Below are 17,378 nucleotides of genomic sequence, written 5' to 3' on the forward strand. Positions count from 1 at the left end.
CGCCGGCGCCTTCGTTGTGACTCCGTCAGGGCTGGGCGTCCTCGCCCCAGCCATGACAGCGGACCTGAAGCACGCATACGCGTCGACTCCCACCCTGGCAATTCAGACAACGGACGAGGTGCGCAAACACCAAAAGGCACACGCCATTGCTCAGGCGCGTGCGTGCGCACTCTCTGTCATGGACGGACCACATTTCAAGGTCACCGGGAGGGCCCGGAAACAGGTCCCAGTGATCTCCGCCACGGTGCAAAGTGGATCATGGTGCCACAACTGACGCCTCATCAGAGGTTTGTGCATGATTCACCGGATGAAACTCAATAAGAATCCATAAAAGCCCTGAACCGGACACAATTAACACTCGGTCAAATCATTTCCATCGAAGAGTAACGAGTTTATAAACTCTTTACGCATGGACGCCGGTCCCCGGGTGTGCCATCGTGTGCGCGCCTTCCGCCTCGCGGCCTGCCGACGGGGCTGTCTGTGCTGTCCTCAATCCGATTGGTTCCCACGGGAGTAGACCGCCGTGACCGCGCCGCCCCGATATCTCAGCCCATTCGTGCGCACGCGCACGCGGCTGTCCCTGACCCTCGGCCTCGTCCTGGCCGCCCTGATCGCCGCACTGCTGCCCTGGTGGCAGCCGGGCGGCAGCACCCCACCCACCGCGTCCGGCGGCAACGCCGACGCCACCCGCGCCTCGACCGGCCCGCGCGACGAGGCCACCGCCGTGGCCCTCGCCGTTCGCTCCGGCAAGCAGGTCCTGATCGACACGGCCACCACGGCCACCTCGCTGACCTGGGCGCTGCCCGACGGCCAGCTGCGCACCCGGACCAACGCCACGCCGGTCCGGGCGAAGAACGCCGAGGGCCACTGGGCCGCGGTCGACAACACCCTCAAGCGGACACCGAAAGCCCCGCACGGCCTCGGCATCGCACCCGTCAACCCCGTCGTCCCGGTGCGCTTCGCGAGCGGCAGCGCCCATCCGGCGCGTGCCGACCGCTCGTTCACGCGCGCCGAGGCCCCGGGCGAGACGGTGCTCGCCGAGATCGACCTCGACGGCCACACGGTCGCGTACACCTGGCCGGGCGCGCTGCCCGAGCCGGTGCTCGACGGCCCGCGCGCCCTCTACTCCGAGGTGCTGCCGGGCGTCGACCTGCTGCTCGTCACCCGCGAGGAGGGCGGCCTGGCCCAGGTCCTCATCGTCAAGACCCCCGAGGCCGCGCGGCAGAAGGCGCTGAAGACCGTCACGTACGGGCTGCGCTCCGACACCGCCGTCTTCCGGCAGGACAAGACGGCCAGCCGGGTCCAGGTCCTCGACAAGGCCGGCGCGGGCGGCAAGGAGATCGGCACGATCCCGACGCCGTTCGCCTGGGACTCCAGCGGCCGTGACCCCGAGCTGCCCGAAGGCACCCCGAACCACACCTCGGTCGCCACCAGCGCCGACGTCCTGAAGCTCTCCGGCCTCACCGGCATCGAGCCGGGCGCCCAGTCCGCGCCGCTGCCGATCACCCTGGCCGGCGAGAACACCTCCTCCGCCCGGCTCGGCCTCGGTCTCGCCGCGACCGGCCTGGCCGACCGCGAGGGCGTGAGCTATCCGCTGTTCGTCGACCCGCCGCTCAACCCGGGCTGGGCCGCGTGGACGGTGGCCTACAGGCCGTACCCGACCACCAGCTTCTTCAACGGCACCAACTTCTCCAACGGCACCTCCGACGCCCGCGTCGGCTACGAGAAGGACACCGGCGGCCTCGCCCGCTCGTTCTGGCGGATGGGCTGGGACAGCTCGATCAAGGGCGCCACGGTCTCCGAGGCGACCTTCAAGGTTCTCAACAACCACTCGTGGTCCTGCGACAAGCGTCAGTTCGAGTTCTGGCTCACCGGCGGGATCTCGTCCGCCACCACGTGGAAGGCCCAGCCGAGCTGGGCGTCGGTGATCGAGAAGAAGTCCTTCGCGCACGGCTGGTCGGCGTCCCTGTGCCCGGACGAGTACGAGCCCTTCGACTTCACGTCCACCGCCCAGACCGCGGCCGACAAGGGCTGGGCGAACATCACTGTGGGCATGCAGGCCACGACCGAGACGGACACCCAGACCTGGCGCAAGTTCAAGGCGACCTCGGCGCAGATCGAGTCCACCTACAACCGCAAGCCGTCCGAGCCCACCGCCGGCACCTCCAGCCCCGGTGGTGCCTGCACGCCCGGCCCCGGCGCCGGTGTGACGATCGGCAAGACCAACATCACCCTGTCGGCGACCGCCAAGGACGCCGACAGCAACCTGAAGTCGCTGCGCTTCCGCATCTGGAAATCCGGCGGCACCGTGCCGGCCGGCACCTTCGTGACCACCAACTCCAGCGGTGCGGCCTCGCTGACCATCCCGGTCACCGACCCTCTGCTGAAGGACATCACCACCAACACCACGCTCTCCTGGGACGTGATGGCCCGCGACGCGGTCGGCGCGGACTCCACCAACTACCCGCCGGGCACCGAGCCGTGCCGCATCACGGTCGACCCGAGCGGCCCGTCCCAGCCCATCGTCACCAGTAACGTGTTCCTGCGCGCCACCTCGGACGGCGCGACCTGGGCGACGGTGAACTTCGGCGGCACCGGTCCGATCACCTTCGAGTCGCCGGGCGCCACGAAGTTCACGTACGCGTGGGGCGGGGTAAGCCCCATCACCGTCACCGCCAACGCCAGCGGCGTGGCCACCGTGACGGCCCTCAAGCCGCTGAACGCAGGCCCGAACACCCTCCAGGTGTACGCCTACGACAGCGTCGGCAACGCGAGCGCGCGCACCGACTACACGACATACGTCCCGCCGAAGGAGATCGCCGACAGCCCGGGTGACACCGGCGGCGACGGCATCCCCGACCTGCTCGTCATCGACGCCGCAGGCACCCTGCGCACCTATCCGGGCCAGGAAGGCGGCGAGCTGTACGGCCAGCTGGCCTCGTCGTACAAGATCGGGTCCGACGGCAAAACGGTACTGAACCCACCGGGCCACTGGTACGACCCGGCGTCCAAAAAGGCGGCGCTCATCGCGCACTACCAGGACACCTACCCGGGCGACGGGACGACGGACCTCTTCGCGGTCACCCCGGACGGCGGGTTCTGGCTCTACCCGGGCGACGGCTACGGCTCGTTCAACGTGGACCAGCGGATGAAGGTCCGGCTGCCCTCGAACGCACCGGCCCCGTCCACCTGGACCCAGCTCAAGGCCGTCGGCGACATCACGGGCGACAAGCACCCCGACCTCGCCCTGCGCGCCGGCACCGCCTTCTGGGTGCTCTCGGGCTACTCCGGCGGCACCTTCCAGAGCGCCACGCTGATGGAGGGCACCGCCTGGGGCACCGGGCGTGACATCGTCAACCTCGCGGACATGAACAAGGACAACGTGCCCGACCTGCTCTGGCGCAACGTCGACAACGGCAACATGTACGTCCGCCACGGCAAGCCCGGTGCGGTGGCCGGCAGCGTCGACCTGGACTCACTGAAGGTGGCCGTGAACTCGGCCGACGGAGTCGACGTCCCGTTCGGCACCGGCTGGACCAAGGCCACCATCGACCAGGTGATCGGCATCCCGGACATCAACAAGGACGGGATCCCGGACTTCTGGGCCCGCTTCGTGGCCGACGGGCACATGAGCATCTACCTCCCGTCGACCACCAACACCAACCCGGCGGCGAAGACCGTCATCGGCTCGGGCTGGATGGTGATGCTGGGCTTCGGATAGTCCCCTCCGGCAGGAGGAGAGGGGGTGGGCCCCCGGTGCCGTGCGACGGCACCGGGGGCCCACCCCTTTCCGCCAGGGCACCGTCTACAGGGCCTCGCCCTCCGCGACGGCCTGCCGCACCTCCGCGACCCGCGCCCGCTCCTCGTGCGCGAACCGCTCGCGGTCCAGGGCCTCGGCGACGGTTAGCCCCCTGCTGCCGCTCGCAGCCGCCCGCGGCAGGGATGTGTCAGTACCGTGACAGTCGGCCCGTCTCAGCTGCGGCCCGGGCGGGGAAGCCAGCCCGGCAGCTCTTCCGTCTGCGCCGACCAGTCGGCCGGCGGTGCGCCCGTCCTGCCCGCCGCGACGACCCCACCGACGATCGCGCAGGTCGTGTCCACGTCCCCACCGGCCTGAGCGGTCACCCAGAACGCCTTCTCGAAGTCGCCGAGGCTCCGCGCCGCAGACCAGAGAGCGAACGGCACCGTGTCATGTGCACTGGTACGGCGGCCGTTGCCCAGGACCGCGGCCACGGTCCCGGCATCGCCGTAGTCGAGCATGTCGCGGGCCCGGCGGAGCCCGGCGCCCACCGCGCTGCGCGGTACGAGCGCGACCACGCCGTCAAGGAGGTCCTCAGGCGTCGGTGGCCCGCCGGGCGCGGCTGCGAGCGAGGCGGCCGCCGCCACGGCCATCGCACCCACGACGGCTTCCCGGTGCTGATGCGTGGTGTACGAGGAGATCTCGGCCTGGTGCGTGGCCTGCTCGGGGTCGTCCGCGTACCAGGCGCCGAGGGGTGCGATGCGCATCGCTGAACCGTTGCCCCAGGAGCCCTGACCGTTGAAAAGCGCCGACGCCAGCTCGCGCCAGTCGCCGCCCTCCCGGATCAGTCGGAGCATCCGGTTCACGGCGGGGCCGTATCCCCGGTCGAAGTCGTGATGGTCGGCGAAGGAGTGGGCGAGCGCGTCCTGGTCGATACGGTCGTGCCCGACGAGCACGGCCAGGACCGAGCAGGCCATCTCCGTGTCATCGGTCCATTGCCAGGGTCCGGGCGGCAATGTGCGCTGTTTCAGGAGCGGATAGTTGACGGGCACAAAGAACTGGGATCCCAGGGCGTCTCCCACGGCCAGCCCGCGCAGGCTGGCCAGGGCGCGCTCGAAGCGTGAGGCGGTAGCGGAGTCAGCGGTCATCGCCCTTCCACTCTATCCGGTGATGCCGTAGGGCTCAGGGGTGCGCCACCGCTCGAACGGCCGGTCAAGGGTGTAACGCCCGTCCTCGCCGAGTATCAGCGTCCGCTTCTCCCCGTTGCCGGGATTGGACAGTGACTCGAATTCGGCCACCGTCCAGTGGAACCAGCGCATGCAGAACAACCGCATCGTCAGTCCATGGGTGACCAGCAGAACGTTGGGCGGATGGTCGGGGGCTTCGAAGCTCCGGTGCAGACTCTCCAGAAATGCTCCGACCCGATCGTACACATCGGCGCCGGACTCCCCCTGCGCGAAGCGGTAGAAGAAGTGCCCATAGGCATCCCGGTACGCCTTCTGCAGTCTTACGTCCTCGCGGTCCTGCCAGTTTCCCCAGTCCTGTTCACGCAGCCGTGGCTCCTCCCGCACCCGCACCCGCTCCAGGTCGAGGCCGAAGGCCCTGAAGGTCTCGTGCGTGCGGCGGTAGGGCGAGACGTACACGCTGACCCGCTCCCTGCCGAAGAGTTCGCGCAGCTGGGTCCCCGTCTCCCTGGCCTGCCGCAAACCCGTCGCGGTGAGCCGCAATGCATGGTCGGGCTCACGCTCGTACACCGTGTCATCGACATTGCCCTCGGACTCGCCGTGCCGGACGAGGACAATGCGCTGCGGTCGTGCCATGTACAGACCCTAGATCGGTTCCAGGTCATTCGAGCAGCTGTCCGGACAGCCTTCCGCTGTATGCCGCCGGTGAAACGGCGCCGCAGAGCCGGTCGTGGGAGACGCCCAGCACCCCGGCCGCGGCTCCAGGGCTTTTCTTCAGCTCCCGCACCGGCCCGAGCACCACGTGGTTCACCGGCTCGTCGAGCGGCAGATCCGCGGGCCGGGCCGGCAGACGAGCGAGCGCGAGCCGCCTGCGCCGCCCCACGGAGAGCGATCCGCCGGGTACCCACAGGTCCTGGGCACGGAACAGCCCGTTGCCGGAGACATCGCCGACCGGCATGCCAAAGCAGCCCAGGCTGCCGCCCCGGCACGCCGCTCAGCACCCGCCGCACCGCGACAGGACCTGGCTGATCGCGAGCGCAAGGGCCCGGGTGCCGCCGGCTCAGACCGTCCAGGAGGGCTCGAGTTGCACGACGTCCCCCGCCAGAGCCGCCACGTCGTCCTCGGTCTGTGCCCGTTGCGAAAGCCGTTCGACGCTCCCCGGCCGGTACTTGCCTCGCTCAGCGCTCGACTGCCACATCGACAACACGAGGAACTCGTGCCCCGGCGCTTCACCGAACACACCGCGCAGCATTCCGGGCGATCCGGCCATCGCCGGATTCCACACCCGCTGCTGCATCAGCGCGAAATGCTCCACGCGGTCCTCATGCACGGTGCTGTGTGCCACTCTGACCACGTCCGCATCAGTGAAATGCGGCTCGAAGCCGGTCTTCACGTCGAAGCGGTACTCGAACAGTTTGACCTGAATGTCGCTGTACGTTCCGGACTGCGCCGCAGCCAACTGGTCATGCGCACGCGCCATGAAGGAGTCGTAGAAAACCCGGTTCTCCCAGAACGCGAACACATGGGCAACCTCCGGTCGCCCCCGACTCCATCCGCCCCCCTGTCCCCTGAACCCCGGCTCACCGAGCAGCCCCGCCCACTTTCGCTGCCCCCGCTCGAAACCACGACGATCCGTCACGGTGCAGCGAATCCACTTGACCAGCACCGAGCTATCGTACGGCGCCGAACGTGGCGCGGGTCACGCTCTGCCGGAGTGCGCCCGAACCGGCCAACCCGGACCGGAGAATGATCTCCATGACGGCATTCCGCACCAACCCTCTGTTCGCGCGTCTCGAATCGGCCGAGCGCGTCCTCGTGGCCGGGGCGGGTGGCGGCTTCGACATCTACGCGGGCCTGCCGGTGGCGCTCTCCCTGCTCCATCAGGGCAAGGACGTCCGGCTGGCCAATCTGTCGTTCAGCGCGCTCGAAGGACTCCCCCTCGATGCGTGGCTGGCGCCGGACGTGGCCGTGATCACCCCCCAAACGGCCCTCCACCAGGCGTACTTCCCGGAACGCACCCTCGCCCAGTGGCTCGATCTGCACCACTATCCGAGCACCGTGCACGCCTTCACCCGGGTGGGAGTGCAGCCGCTGCGCGCGGCCTACCGGGCGCTGATCGAGCGGTACGACATCGATGCGGTCGTCCTCGTCGACGGCGGTACGGACATCCTGATGCGCGGCGACGAAACCGGTCTCGGCACCCCGGAGGAGGACCTGACCAGCGTCGCCGCCCTCGCCGGTATCGACGTACCGGAGCGCCTGGTCGTCTCCGTCGGCTTCGGAGTCGACGCATACCACGGGGTGAGTCATGGACTCGTCCTGGAGAACATGGCCGCCCTGGAACGCGACGGCGCCTGCCTCGGCGCTTTCTCCGTCTCCCGTACGACGCGCGAGGGCGCCCTCTTCGTCGACGCGGTGGCACACGCCCAGGAGCACACGCCCGAACACCCGAGCATCGTCAACGGATCGATCGCCGCCGCGGTCCAGGGCGCTTTCGGGGACGTCCAGTTCACGTCACGCACCCGTGGCAGCGAGCTGTTCATCAACCCGCTGATGACACTCTGCTTCACCTTCGAGCTGGATGGGCTGGCCCGCAACTGTCTCTCTCGACGGCATCGAGAACACCCACCTGATGCGGCAGGTCAGCAGCGCGATCGAGCTCTTCCGCGAAGAGATCAGCCAGCGTCCACCGCGCCGCATCCCGCACTGAACGGCGCCGGGAACAACAATGGCCCGATTCCGCCGCCCGCGCCCAAGCCAGTTGGCTCCAGGGAGAGTTACGGACATGATCGGATGGTACGACCGGTCCGACGGCCCAGCGACAAGGAGGGAAGCCCGATGAGCACCCCCAACAAGGACATCGAAAAGGTCGAAGTCAGGCTCAAGTGGGACCCGAGTCCGCCGGGTGCGCCCGCTCACGACCTCGACATCATCGCGGCGACCTACCCGGCGGACGAACCGTCCGGCAGCCCCTCGTATCTCGTGCACTTCGACAGCCGCTCGCCGGACGGCACCATCACGCTGAACCGCGACAGCAGGACCGGCCAGGGTCTCGGTTTCGACGAGGTGATGACTCTGGAACTGGAGCGGCTGTCGCCCGCGTACACCCGGGTCGTGGTCGGAGTGGTCATTCAGCAGCGCGACGGCCGGAAGACGTTCGGCGACATAGCCAATACCGGCGTGCAGATTCGCGAGGGCTACACGAACCTGGCGGAGGACGACTTCTCCGGGGTCGCCACCGCCACCGCGGCGACCGTGGCCGAGTTCGTCCGGAACGGATCGGGCGTCTGGACGTTCCACGGAACGGTCCGGGGCTTCGACGGCGACCCCGGTTCGTACGCCGCGATCATGGGAAACCACAAGCCGGGCACCTGACACCTTGAGCCCCGGCAGGACAGACGCCGAGGGCGGCGGAGTCGAGAGACCGACTCCACCGCCCTGACCGGTGCTTCATGCCCCTACGGGGCTCTGGATCAGCTGCAGCCGCTGGTCGAGCCGCAGCCCTCGCAGATGTAGCAGGACCCGGCGCGCTGCATCTTCGTACCGCAGGAGAAGCAGAGCGGCGCGTCCGCGCTGATGCCCAGCTGCATCTCGACGAGCTCCGCCGAGGTGTGTGCCGTCCTCGGAGCGGGCATCTCCGCCTCCTGTGGAGCGGCCACCGCCTTCAGCGGCTCCGTCCGGAGCGGGGCGGACTGGGCCAGGCCCTCGACATCCAGCTCGTCGTCCTCGAGAGACGGCTCGTACGAACCGGTGTCGAGGTGACGCTGACGCTCCTCGGCCGAGTGGATTCCGAGTGCCGAGCGGGTCTCGAAGGGCAGGAAGTCCAGCGCCAGGCGGCGGAAGATGTAGTCGACGATCGACTGCGCCATCCGCACATCCGGGTCGTCCGTCATGCCGGCCGGCTCGAAGCGCATGTTGGTGAACTTCGAGACGTACGTCTCCAGCGGGACGCCGTACTGCAGACCGACCGAGACGGCGATGGAGAAAGCGTCCATCATGCCGGCGAGGGTGGAACCCTGCTTGGACATCTTCAGGAAGACCTCACCGAGACCGTCGTCCGGGTAGGAATTGGCGGTCATGTAGCCCTCGGCGCCGCCCACCGTGAAGGAGGTGGTGATGCCGGGACGGCCCTTGGGGAGACGCTTGCGGACCGGGCGGTACTCGACGACCTTCTCGACCGCGGTACGGATGGTCGCCTCGGCCTTGGCCGTGGCTGCGTCCGCTGCGGACTTTCCCTTCTCCTTGGTCTTCGCGGAGAGGGGCTGGCCGACCTTGCAGTTGTCGCGATAGATGGCGAGCGCCTTGACGCCCATCTTCCACGCCTCGAAGTAGACCTCCTCGACGTCCTCGACGGTGGCCGTCTCCGGCAGGTTCACCGTCTTGGAGAGCGCGCCGGAGATCCACGGCTGGATGGCCGCCATCATGCGCACGTGGCCCATCGCGGAGATGGAACGCTCGCCCATCGCGCAGTCGAAGACCTCGTAGTGCTCGGCCTTCAGACCGGGGGCGTCGATCACATTGCCGTGCTCGGCGATGTGGGCGACGATCGCCTCGATCTGCTCCTCCTGGTAGCCCAGGCGGCGCAGAGCCTGCGGAACGGTGCCGTTGACGATCTGCATCGAGCCGCCGCCGACCAGCTTCTTGAACTTGACCAGGGCGAGGTCGGGCTCGAGGCCGGTGGTGTCGCAGGACATCGCGAGACCGATGGTGCCGGTGGGCGCGATGACCGAGGCCTGAGCGTTGCGGAAACCGTTCTTCGCGCCGAGGCGGATGACGTCCTGCCAGGCCTCTGTGGCGGCGGCCCAGATCGGGTTGTCCAGGTCGTCCATGTGGACGGCCGCGGCGTTGGCGTCGGCGTGCTGCTTCATGACGCGCTGGTGCGGCTCGGCGTTGCGGGCATAGCCGTCGTACGGGCCGACGACCGCGGCGAGCTCGGCGGAACGCTTGTACGAGGTGCCGGTCATCAGCGAGGTGATGGCCCCGGCGAGGGCGCGGCCGCCGTCGCTGTCGTACGCGTGGCCGGTCGCCATCAGCAGGGCGCCGAGGTTCGCGTAGCCGATACCCAGCTGACGGAAGGCGCGGGTGTTCTCGCCGATCTTCTGGGTCGGGAAGTCGGCGAAGCAGATGGAGATGTCCATCGCGGTGATGACGAGCTCGACGACCTTGGCGAAGCGCTCGGACTCGAAGGACTGGTTGCCCTTGCCGTCGTCCTTGAGGAACTTCATGAGGTTCAGCGAGGCCAGGTTGCACGACGTGTTGTCCAGGTGCATGTACTCGCTGCACGGGTTCGAGCCGTTGATCCGGCCGGACTCGGGGCAGGTGTGCCACTGGTTGATCGTGTCGTCGTACTGGATACCCGGGTCGGCGCAGGCCCAGGCGGCCTCGGCCATCTTGCGGAAGAGGGACTTGGCCTCGACCTCTTCGATGACGTCACCGGTCATCCGGGCGCGCAGCCCGAACTTCCCGCCGGACTCGACGGCCTTCATGAACTCGTCGTTCACGCGGACCGAGTTGTTGGCGTTCTGGTACTGGACGGACGTGATGTCGTCGCCGCCCAGGTCCATGTCGAAGCCCGCGTCGCGCAGGGCGCGGATCTTCTCCTCCTCCTTGACCTTGGTCTCGATGAAGTTCTCGATGTCGGGGTGGTCGACATCGAGAATGACCATCTTGGCCGCACGGCGGGTGGCGCCACCGGACTTGATCGTTCCGGCGGACGCGTCGGCGCCCCGCATGAAGGAGACAGGACCGGAGGCGTTGCCACCGGAGGACAGCAGCTCCTTGGAGGAGCGGATACGGGAGAGGTTCAGGCCGGCACCGGAGCCGCCCTTGAAGATCATGCCCTCTTCCTTGTACCAGTCGAGGATCGACTCCATGGAGTCGTCGACGGCCAGGATGAAGCAGGCGGAGACCTGCTGCGGCTGGGGCGTGCCGACGTTGAACCAGACCGGCGAGTTGAAGCTGAAGATCTGGTGCAGGAGGGCGTACGCCAGCTCGTGCTCGAAGATCTCGGCGTCGGCCGGGGAGGCGAAGTAGTTGTAGTCCTCGCCCGCCTTCCGGTACGTCTTCACGATCCGGTCGATGAGCTGTCGCAGACCGGTCTCGCGCTGCGGCGTGCCCACAGCGCCGCGGAAGTACTTGCTGGTGACGATGTTGACCGCGTTCACCGACCAGAAGTCGGGGAACTCGACGCCACGCTGCTCGAAGTTGATCGAGCCGTCGCGCCAGTTGGTCATGACGACGTCACGGCGCTCCCACGCCACCTCGTCGTACGGATGCACGCCGGGGGTGGTGTGGATGCGCTCGATACGCAGGCCCTGCTTCGTCGCAGTCGACTTGGATCCCTTGGCTCGGGAACCTCGTGCCGGGCCGCTCGCCGTCTCTGTCATGCCGCCTCCCATATGTGGGCAAAAACGCCCTGAAGTGCCCAGAACTTCCCGGGGCACAGTGTGTGTCTGATGCTTCGGATGCCGCGCACAGCGCCCGGAGCAGGTTCCTGCAGCCGCCCTGCCGCTGATCTCACAGCCCTGTGCCGATCAGCCGGTGTCACTCAGTCGGCGGCGACGGCGGGAACGGGAACCTCGAGAGTCCCGCCGGTCCCGCATCCCTCCGCGGGAGACCGTCGCTCGCGGAGTTCCACGATCGCGGCCTCGAAGTCTTCAAGTGTGTCGAACGCCCGGTACACGGACGCGAAGCGCAGGTACGCGACAAGGTCGAGTTCCTGCAGGGGGCCAAGAATGGCCAGACCCACGTCGTGGGTGGTCAGCTCGGCGCTTCCGGTGGCGCGCACCGCCTCCTCGACCCGCTGCCCGAGCTTGGCGAGGGCGTCCTCGGTGACCGGCCGCCCCTGGCACGCCTTGCGCACGCCGGAGATGACCTTGGTGCGACTGAAGGGCTCGGTCACCCCGCTGCGCTTCACCACCATCAGCGAGCAGGTCTCCACCGTGGTGAAACGGCGGGAGCAGTCGGGGCACTGGCGGCGCCGGCGGATCGACGTGCCGTCGTCGGTGGTGCGACTGTCGACGACCCGGCTGTCGGGGTGCCTGCAGAAGGGGCAGTGCATGGCTCCGAACCCTCCTTCACGGCACGACTGAATAGCCTCATCAGGCCCTGCTGGGGACCTTCGAAGCAGCCACAAGCATAGGCGATGGCCACGGTCGGATCGACCGGAGACCACAACTTCTGGGTGGCTGGAACAATCCAACCACTAGATCTTGGGTTTGGTTGCGCATTTGGCCCTAGCGCGTGTCACGCATCCCGGGCGGCCCGCAGGCAACGTGCGGCCGCCCACGAGGTTACGGGACACTCCCGGCCGCACGGATCGCGGGGCACCCGACGTCCGGCCCGAACGGCCGCTGGAAGACGACCCCGCGTGGCAGCGGCGCGGCCGCGAAGGCTACCGTAATGCTCCGAATTGCCGGTCGCGCCGGAACGCCGCAAAGCGACCCGGACCTGGGCCGGAACACCGCCGGAAACCCACCCGAACTTCGCTCATACACCCAGCAGTGAACAGGGCACAGACTTTTATTCGTTTTTCACTCGAACGTGTGTTTGGCGCAACCTTTCGAAAGCTACTACCGTTGTCCAGCTAGGGAGACCATTCGAGAGGGGCCGACGTGACCACCACCGCAGACAGTGCCACCATCACTGCCCAGGACCGCTCCCAGAGCCGACTCCAGCCGGTGCATGCCATGAATGACTCAGTCACGAACACGGAGGGGCCAGAGCCAGCACGACCGGCACGCTCGCTCCCCGGCCGACCTCCAGGCATCCGAGCGGACAGCTCGGGGCTCACGGACCGCCAACGGCGCGTGATCGAGGTCATCCGGGATTCCGTGCAACGCCGGGGATACCCGCCATCGATGCGGGAGATCGGTCAGGCGGTGGGCCTGTCCAGCACGTCCTCCGTCGCCCATCAGTTGATGGCCCTGGAGCGCAAGGGCTTCCTGCGCCGCGACCCGCACCGTCCCCGGGCGTACGAGGTCCGTGGTTCGGATCAGCCCAGTACTCAGCCGACCGATACGACCGGCAAGCCCGCGGCATCGTACGTGCCGCTCGTCGGGCGGATCGCAGCCGGTGGCCCGATCCTCGCCGAGGAATCGGTCGAGGACGTCTTTCCGCTCCCCCGCCAGCTGGTCGGGGACGGCGAGCTGTTCGTTCTGAAGGTCGTCGGCGACTCGATGATCGAGGCGGCGATCTGTGACGGCGACTGGGTCACCGTCCGCCGTCAGCCCGTAGCGGAGAACGGCGACATCGTGGCCGCGATGCTGGACGGCGAGGCCACCGTCAAGCGCTTCAAGCGGGAGGACGGCCATGTATGGCTGCTCCCGCACAACTCCGCGTACCAGCCGATCCCTGGCGACGAGGCCACCATCCTCGGCAAGGTCGTGGCGGTGCTGCGGCGGGTGTGAAGAGACACCTGTTCCTGCAGGACCCCGGGATCCGCTGCGCCGGTCCCGGGGTCCTGTCCGTGCGGCTGACGCCGCCGACCGCTCAAAGATGAGCAGAAGCCCCGGGCGGGCTTCCGGATCACCGCCCGTCGGCCTTGGCGGCAGCGTCGATCGCCGCGAGTGAGCGGCGGGCCTGGTTGCGGTCCGTCGTGTACCAGAAGTCGGGAAGCGAGGCCCGGAGATAGCTGCCGTACCGGGCATTGGCCAGCCTCGGGTCGAGCACCGCGACCACACCCTTGTCGCCCGTGGCTCTGACCAGACGACCGGCGCCCTGGGCCATCAGCAGTGCGGCATGGGTCGCCGCGACAGCCATGAACCCGTTGCCCCCCGCCTCCTCGACGGCCTTCTGGCGCGCGCTCATCAGCGGGTCGTCGGGACGCGGGAACGGGATCCTGTCCATGATCACCAACTGACAGCTCGCTCCCGGGACATCGACGCCCTGCCAGAGCGAAAGTGTGCCGAAGAGGCAGGTCTCGGGGTCGGCCGCGAAGTTCTTGATCAGCTCACCCAGCGTCTCCTCGCCCTGCAGCAGGATCGGCTTGTCGAGCCGGCCACGCAGTTCCTCCGCGGCGGCCTGGGCTGCCCTCATGGAGGAGAAAAGCCCGAGCGTGCGCCCGCCGGCGGCCTCCACCAATTCGGCAAGCTCGTCCAGCATGTCGGTGCGCGAACCCTCCCGGCCGGGCGTGGCCAGGTGCTTGGCGACGTACAGGATGCCCTGCTTCGGGTAATCGAAGGGCGAGCCGACGTCGAGCCCCTTCCACTGCGGGATGTCATCGCCCTCGGTGCCCTCGGGAGCCAGGCCCAGGGACGCGCCCACACCGTTGAAGTCTCCGCCGAGCTTGAGTGTGGCGGAGGTGAGGACGACGGAACGGTCCGCGAAGAGCTTCTCGCGCAGGAGGCCGGAGACGGAGAGCGGGGCGACGCGCACAGACGCGCCGAAGCGGTCATGGCGCTCGTACCAGACGACGTCGTACTCGGACCCCTGGGTGATGCGCTCGGCGACGCCGTGAATCGTCTCCACGGAGGCCATCGCCTGCTTGCGGACGGCATCCTCGTCCTGGACGGACTTGTCCCGGGTGGACCCCAGGGCCGTGATCACGGTGCGAGCAGCGTCGCGGAGCGCCATCAGCGCGTAGCCGAGGTCCTCCGGGACCTCTTCCAGGCGGCCGGGGAGCGCCAGCTCCATCACCCGCTCGAAGCCCTCCGCCGCGGTCTGGAGGGCATCGGCGGCCTTCTCGTTGACCAGCTTCGCCGCGCGGCGCACGGCCCGGTTCACCTGCCCGGGGGTGAGTTCTCCGGTGGCCACTCCGGTGACCCTGGAAACCAGCTCGTGGGCCTCGTCCACGATCAGCACTTCATGCTGCGGGAGCACCGGGGCCCCCTCGATCGCGTCGATGGCGAGGAGCGCGTGGTTGGTGACGACGACATCGGCGAGCTTGGCGCGCTCGCGGGCCATCTCCGCGAAGCACTCCGCGCCGTACGCGCACTTGCTGGCACCCAGGCACTCCCGGGAGGAGACGGAGACCTGCGCCCAGGCCCGGTCGGAAACGCCGGGGGTGAGGTCGTCGCGGTCTCCGGTCTCGGTCTCGTCCGACCAGTCCCGCAGCCGGAGCAGATCCTGGCCGAGTTTGCTCGACGGCGCCGCGGCCTCGAACTGGTCGAAGAGACCCTCTTCCTCTTCCTGCGGGACACCTTCGTGGAGCCGGTGCAGACAGAGATAGTTCGAGCGCCCCTTGAGCATCGCGAACTGGGGTCTACGGCGCAGCAGCGGATGCAGGGCGTCGACCGTACGCGGAAGGTCGCGCTCCACGAGCTGGCGCTGCAGCGCCAGGGTGGCCGTGGCGACCACGACGCGCTCCCCGTGCGCCAGCGCGGGCACCAGGTAACCGAGAGACTTGCCCGTGCCGGTACCGGCCTGGACCAGCAGATGGGAATTGTCGTCGACAGCCTCGGCAACGGCCTCGGCCATGGAGGCCTGACCAGGCCGTTCCATACCGCCGACGGCGGTCACGGCGGCGTGCAGGAGCTCGGGGAGGGATGGCTTTGTCATAGCGTGACCAGCCTACGGTGCACCACTGACACGGGGATCACTCCAGGACTCATGCGGAGGGGTGGAGTGGGTTGGGAACCGTGCCGTGGACGGCGGCGTGGGGGCGCTCGGGCCGGTCGCGGTAGCCGTCGCGATACAGGCGGTTGCGGTTGAGACAGAGGCGTTCGATGCGCGGCGTCAGCATGTCGAACATCTCGAAGCGGTCCTTGAGCTCGGGAAAGCGGGCGTGGTGGCGCAGGATCTCAGCTCGGACGAGTGACCAGAATTCGTCCTCCGGGACAGCCAGCTGCTCCTCGCACAGCCTGGACAGGAATCGGAAGACACCGACGAAGAGCCCTGAGTGGATGAACTGGGTGAGGAAGCCGGGCTCCTCGGTGAGAAGGATGCTGCGTACGTCGTCCGGCATGGTCGCGTGCTCCGGCAGCGGCCGGGCGCTGATGTTCACATCGTCGACGAAGTCCTTGATCGCCAGCCGCACGGGGACATCCTGGCCGTCGAAGACCACGATGGCGTTCTCGCCGTGTGGGGAGAAGACCGTGCCGTACTGGTAGAGGAAGTGCAGCAGCGGCGGGAGCAGTGCGGCGAAGAGCCGGGTCAGCCAGGCGGAGGGGGTCAGACCCGAGCGGGCGATGAGCTCGGCCGTGAAGGCGCGGCCGTGCGGATCCGTGTGGAGCAGCGACGCAAGGGTGCGGGCGCGCTCGCCGGGCGCGAGCCGGGGGTGGAGCGGTTCTCGCCAGATCGCGCCGAGGATTTCCTTGAACTGGTACGGGGTCTCGGGGAGATGGTCGTAGAGCGGATGCTCGACTGTTACGGAGGCCACCTCTCCGAGCAGGATGACCCCACAGGTGTCACGCAGAAAGGGGTCGCGGTCGCGCAGGCCCTGGACCCAGGTGGTGACGGCGGGTGCCGCGAGGGTGCGCTCGGTCGGGAGACCCCGCCAGACCAGCGTGTTGAGGATCGACAGCGGCAGTTTGACGGTGTGCCGGTCGGGGTGTCCGAGGTTGGCGAAGGTACGGATGGACTGCTGCGGCAACCGTAGGTCTTCGTCGGTGTGCAGCGGAACGATGTCACCGTCGGCGATGGCCGGGGCGAACAGCGGAACGATCCATTCGTCCCACTGCCAGGGGTGCACGGGAAGAAAGAGGTAGGAGTCCGGGTCGAGGCCGCGGGCGCGGAGCTCGGCGGTGAATGATGCGTGGACTGAGGCGCCGAGTTCCTGCGCGTACAGCTGCCCGGGAGTGGCGAGGCGGGTCACACCTCGGTAGCCGGCGATCCGGGTGCTCACGGCGATCCACGGCAGCCTGACCGGTCTGCGGGCCTCGGGCGTGAAGCGGGCGGCGTCTGCGGCGGAGAATCCGAGGCGCCCCTTGTTGGCGACGAGCCACGGATGGCCGGTCTGGTGTCCCTCGAGCTCGGCGTAGTCGAGTTCGGCCAGCCGCGCGGCGGTGAACGCGGTGTGGTCCAGCCGGGCGTCGGCGGCGAGTGTAGTGGTGATCTCACGGATCAGGTGGCCGAGAGTGGCGCCGTCGAGTTCGAGGAGACGATGGGCGCGGGCAAGGAACTGCAGCGGATCACGGAACGGGATGGTCCCGGTGCTCTCGTCCTGACCGGTACCCGCGAGCGCGTTCCGGTCGCTGACCCGCATCGAGTCGGTGGCGACGTGCCAGCCGCCGTAGACGCCCCGTCCGGCACGGAAGTTCAGGGTTTCGCCGTCGTCCAGCGCAAGGGTGTAGGTGTCGCTCCCGGCGGCCCTGGGAACCGGGGCGACGACTTCCTCGTAGGCGAACTCTCCGAGCATTTTCGCGAGCAGGCGGGCGGCAGCCCGTTCCCAGACCGTCCGGTTCAGTTCTGGAGTGCTGAGCAGCGCGGGAGACTCCGCTGATTCATGGCTCGCAGGATTGTTCGGCACGGGGACTCCTCGGGACGGAACCGATGGGCTTCGAGCGGTGTAAGTAATGCAA

The 17,378-nt window shown here is 68.4% G+C and carries 11 protein-coding genes and 1 pseudogene; 4 read left to right on the forward strand and 8 right to left on the reverse strand.

Annotated elements, in window-relative coordinates:
• The first annotated feature begins 556 nt into the window (after nt 1–556).
• Entirely contained in the window at nt 557–3,721 is a 3,165-nt protein-coding gene (locus ACGFSA_RS23290) for a DNRLRE domain-containing protein (RefSeq protein ID WP_393307118.1), read from the forward strand.
• A gap of 251 nt (nt 3,722–3,972) precedes the next feature.
• Here the strand turns inward: ACGFSA_RS23290 and ACGFSA_RS23295 are convergent, their stop codons facing one another.
• The 4 genes from ACGFSA_RS23295 to ACGFSA_RS23310 form a co-directional block, all read right to left on the reverse strand.
• Nucleotides 3,973–4,884 (reverse strand): ADP-ribosylglycohydrolase family protein, encoded by a 912-nt coding sequence (locus ACGFSA_RS23295; protein WP_393307120.1) that lies wholly within the window; start codon nt 4,882–4,884, stop codon nt 3,973–3,975.
• 12 nt (nt 4,885–4,896) lie between these two features.
• Nucleotides 4,897–5,556, reverse strand: coding sequence for a histidine phosphatase family protein (locus ACGFSA_RS23300; protein ID WP_393307122.1), 660 nt, complete (start codon nt 5,554–5,556; stop codon nt 4,897–4,899).
• A gap of 25 nt (nt 5,557–5,581) precedes the next feature.
• Nucleotides 5,582–5,878, reverse strand: coding sequence for a hypothetical protein (locus ACGFSA_RS23305; protein WP_393307124.1), 297 nt, complete (start codon nt 5,876–5,878; stop codon nt 5,582–5,584).
• Nucleotides 5,879–5,980: 102 nt separating this feature from the next.
• The gene (locus ACGFSA_RS23310; protein WP_393307126.1) at nt 5,981–6,586 is read right to left on the reverse strand and encodes a YdbC family protein; all 606 of its coding nucleotides are present in this window, start codon (nt 6,584–6,586) and stop codon (nt 5,981–5,983) included.
• A gap of 89 nt (nt 6,587–6,675) precedes the next feature.
• Between ACGFSA_RS23310 and ACGFSA_RS23315 the strand changes: the two are divergent.
• Together ACGFSA_RS23315 and ACGFSA_RS23320 are read left to right on the forward strand one after the other, a co-directional pair.
• Nucleotides 6,676–7,630: pseudogene (locus tag ACGFSA_RS23315) on the forward strand (DUF1152 domain-containing protein).
• Between the two features lie 128 nt (nt 7,631–7,758).
• Nucleotides 7,759–8,295 (forward strand): TerD family protein, encoded by a 537-nt coding sequence (locus tag ACGFSA_RS23320; protein ID WP_393307128.1) that lies wholly within the window; start codon nt 7,759–7,761, stop codon nt 8,293–8,295.
• A gap of 98 nt (nt 8,296–8,393) precedes the next feature.
• Here the strand turns inward: ACGFSA_RS23320 and ACGFSA_RS23325 are convergent, their stop codons facing one another.
• Together ACGFSA_RS23325 and nrdR are read right to left on the reverse strand one after the other, a co-directional pair.
• Nucleotides 8,394–11,306 carry a vitamin B12-dependent ribonucleotide reductase gene (locus ACGFSA_RS23325; protein ID WP_393307130.1) on the reverse strand — a complete coding sequence of 971 codons (2,913 nt, stop codon included), beginning with the start codon at nt 11,304–11,306 and terminating at the stop codon, nt 8,394–8,396.
• A 161-nt stretch (nt 11,307–11,467) separates the two neighbouring features.
• A complete protein-coding gene (gene nrdR / locus ACGFSA_RS23330; protein WP_393307132.1) occupies nt 11,468–11,980 on the reverse strand; it encodes a transcriptional regulator NrdR in 513 nt (170 codons plus the stop codon).
• A 553-nt stretch (nt 11,981–12,533) separates the two neighbouring features.
• Here nrdR and lexA point away from each other — a divergent pair.
• Entirely contained in the window at nt 12,534–13,328 is a 795-nt protein-coding gene (gene lexA / locus ACGFSA_RS23335; protein ID WP_266980763.1) for a transcriptional repressor LexA, read from the forward strand.
• A 118-nt stretch (nt 13,329–13,446) separates the two neighbouring features.
• On the opposite strand, the gene ACGFSA_RS23340 is transcribed toward lexA, so the two are convergent.
• Both ACGFSA_RS23340 and ACGFSA_RS23345 read right to left on the reverse strand, forming a co-directional pair.
• Nucleotides 13,447–15,417, reverse strand: a complete 1,971-nt coding sequence (locus tag ACGFSA_RS23340; protein WP_393307135.1) for an ATP-dependent DNA helicase — start codon at nt 15,415–15,417, stop codon at nt 13,447–13,449.
• 49 nt (nt 15,418–15,466) lie between these two features.
• A complete protein-coding gene (locus ACGFSA_RS23345) occupies nt 15,467–17,326 on the reverse strand; it encodes an IucA/IucC family protein (protein ID WP_393307137.1) in 1,860 nt (619 codons plus the stop codon).
• Nucleotides 17,327–17,378 lie beyond the last annotated feature (52 nt).

Source organism: Streptomyces sp. NPDC048496 (assembly GCF_043200055.1).
Lineage (GTDB): Bacteria > Actinomycetota > Actinomycetes > Streptomycetales > Streptomycetaceae > Streptomyces.

Bases quoted from the DNA above. Each gene is read 5' to 3' on its own strand.
- ACGFSA_RS23340 (WP_393307135.1), bottom strand. From the start codon at position 15,417: ATGACAAAGCCATCCCTCCCCGAGCTCCTGCACGCCGCCGTGACCGCC.
- nrdR (WP_393307132.1), bottom strand. From the start codon at position 11,980: ATGCACTGCCCCTTCTGCAGGCACCCCGACAGCCGGGTCGTCGACAGT.
- ACGFSA_RS23300 (WP_393307122.1), bottom strand. From the start codon at position 5,556: ATGGCACGACCGCAGCGCATTGTCCTCGTCCGGCACGGCGAGTCCGAG.
- ACGFSA_RS23320 (WP_393307128.1), top strand. From the start codon at position 7,759: ATGAGCACCCCCAACAAGGACATCGAAAAGGTCGAAGTCAGGCTCAAG.
- ACGFSA_RS23295 (WP_393307120.1), bottom strand. From the start codon at position 4,884: ATGACCGCTGACTCCGCTACCGCCTCACGCTTCGAGCGCGCCCTGGCC.
- ACGFSA_RS23325 (WP_393307130.1), bottom strand. From the start codon at position 11,306: ATGACAGAGACGGCGAGCGGCCCGGCACGAGGTTCCCGAGCCAAGGGA.
- ACGFSA_RS23305 (WP_393307124.1), bottom strand. From the start codon at position 5,878: ATGCCGGTCGGCGATGTCTCCGGCAACGGGCTGTTCCGTGCCCAGGAC.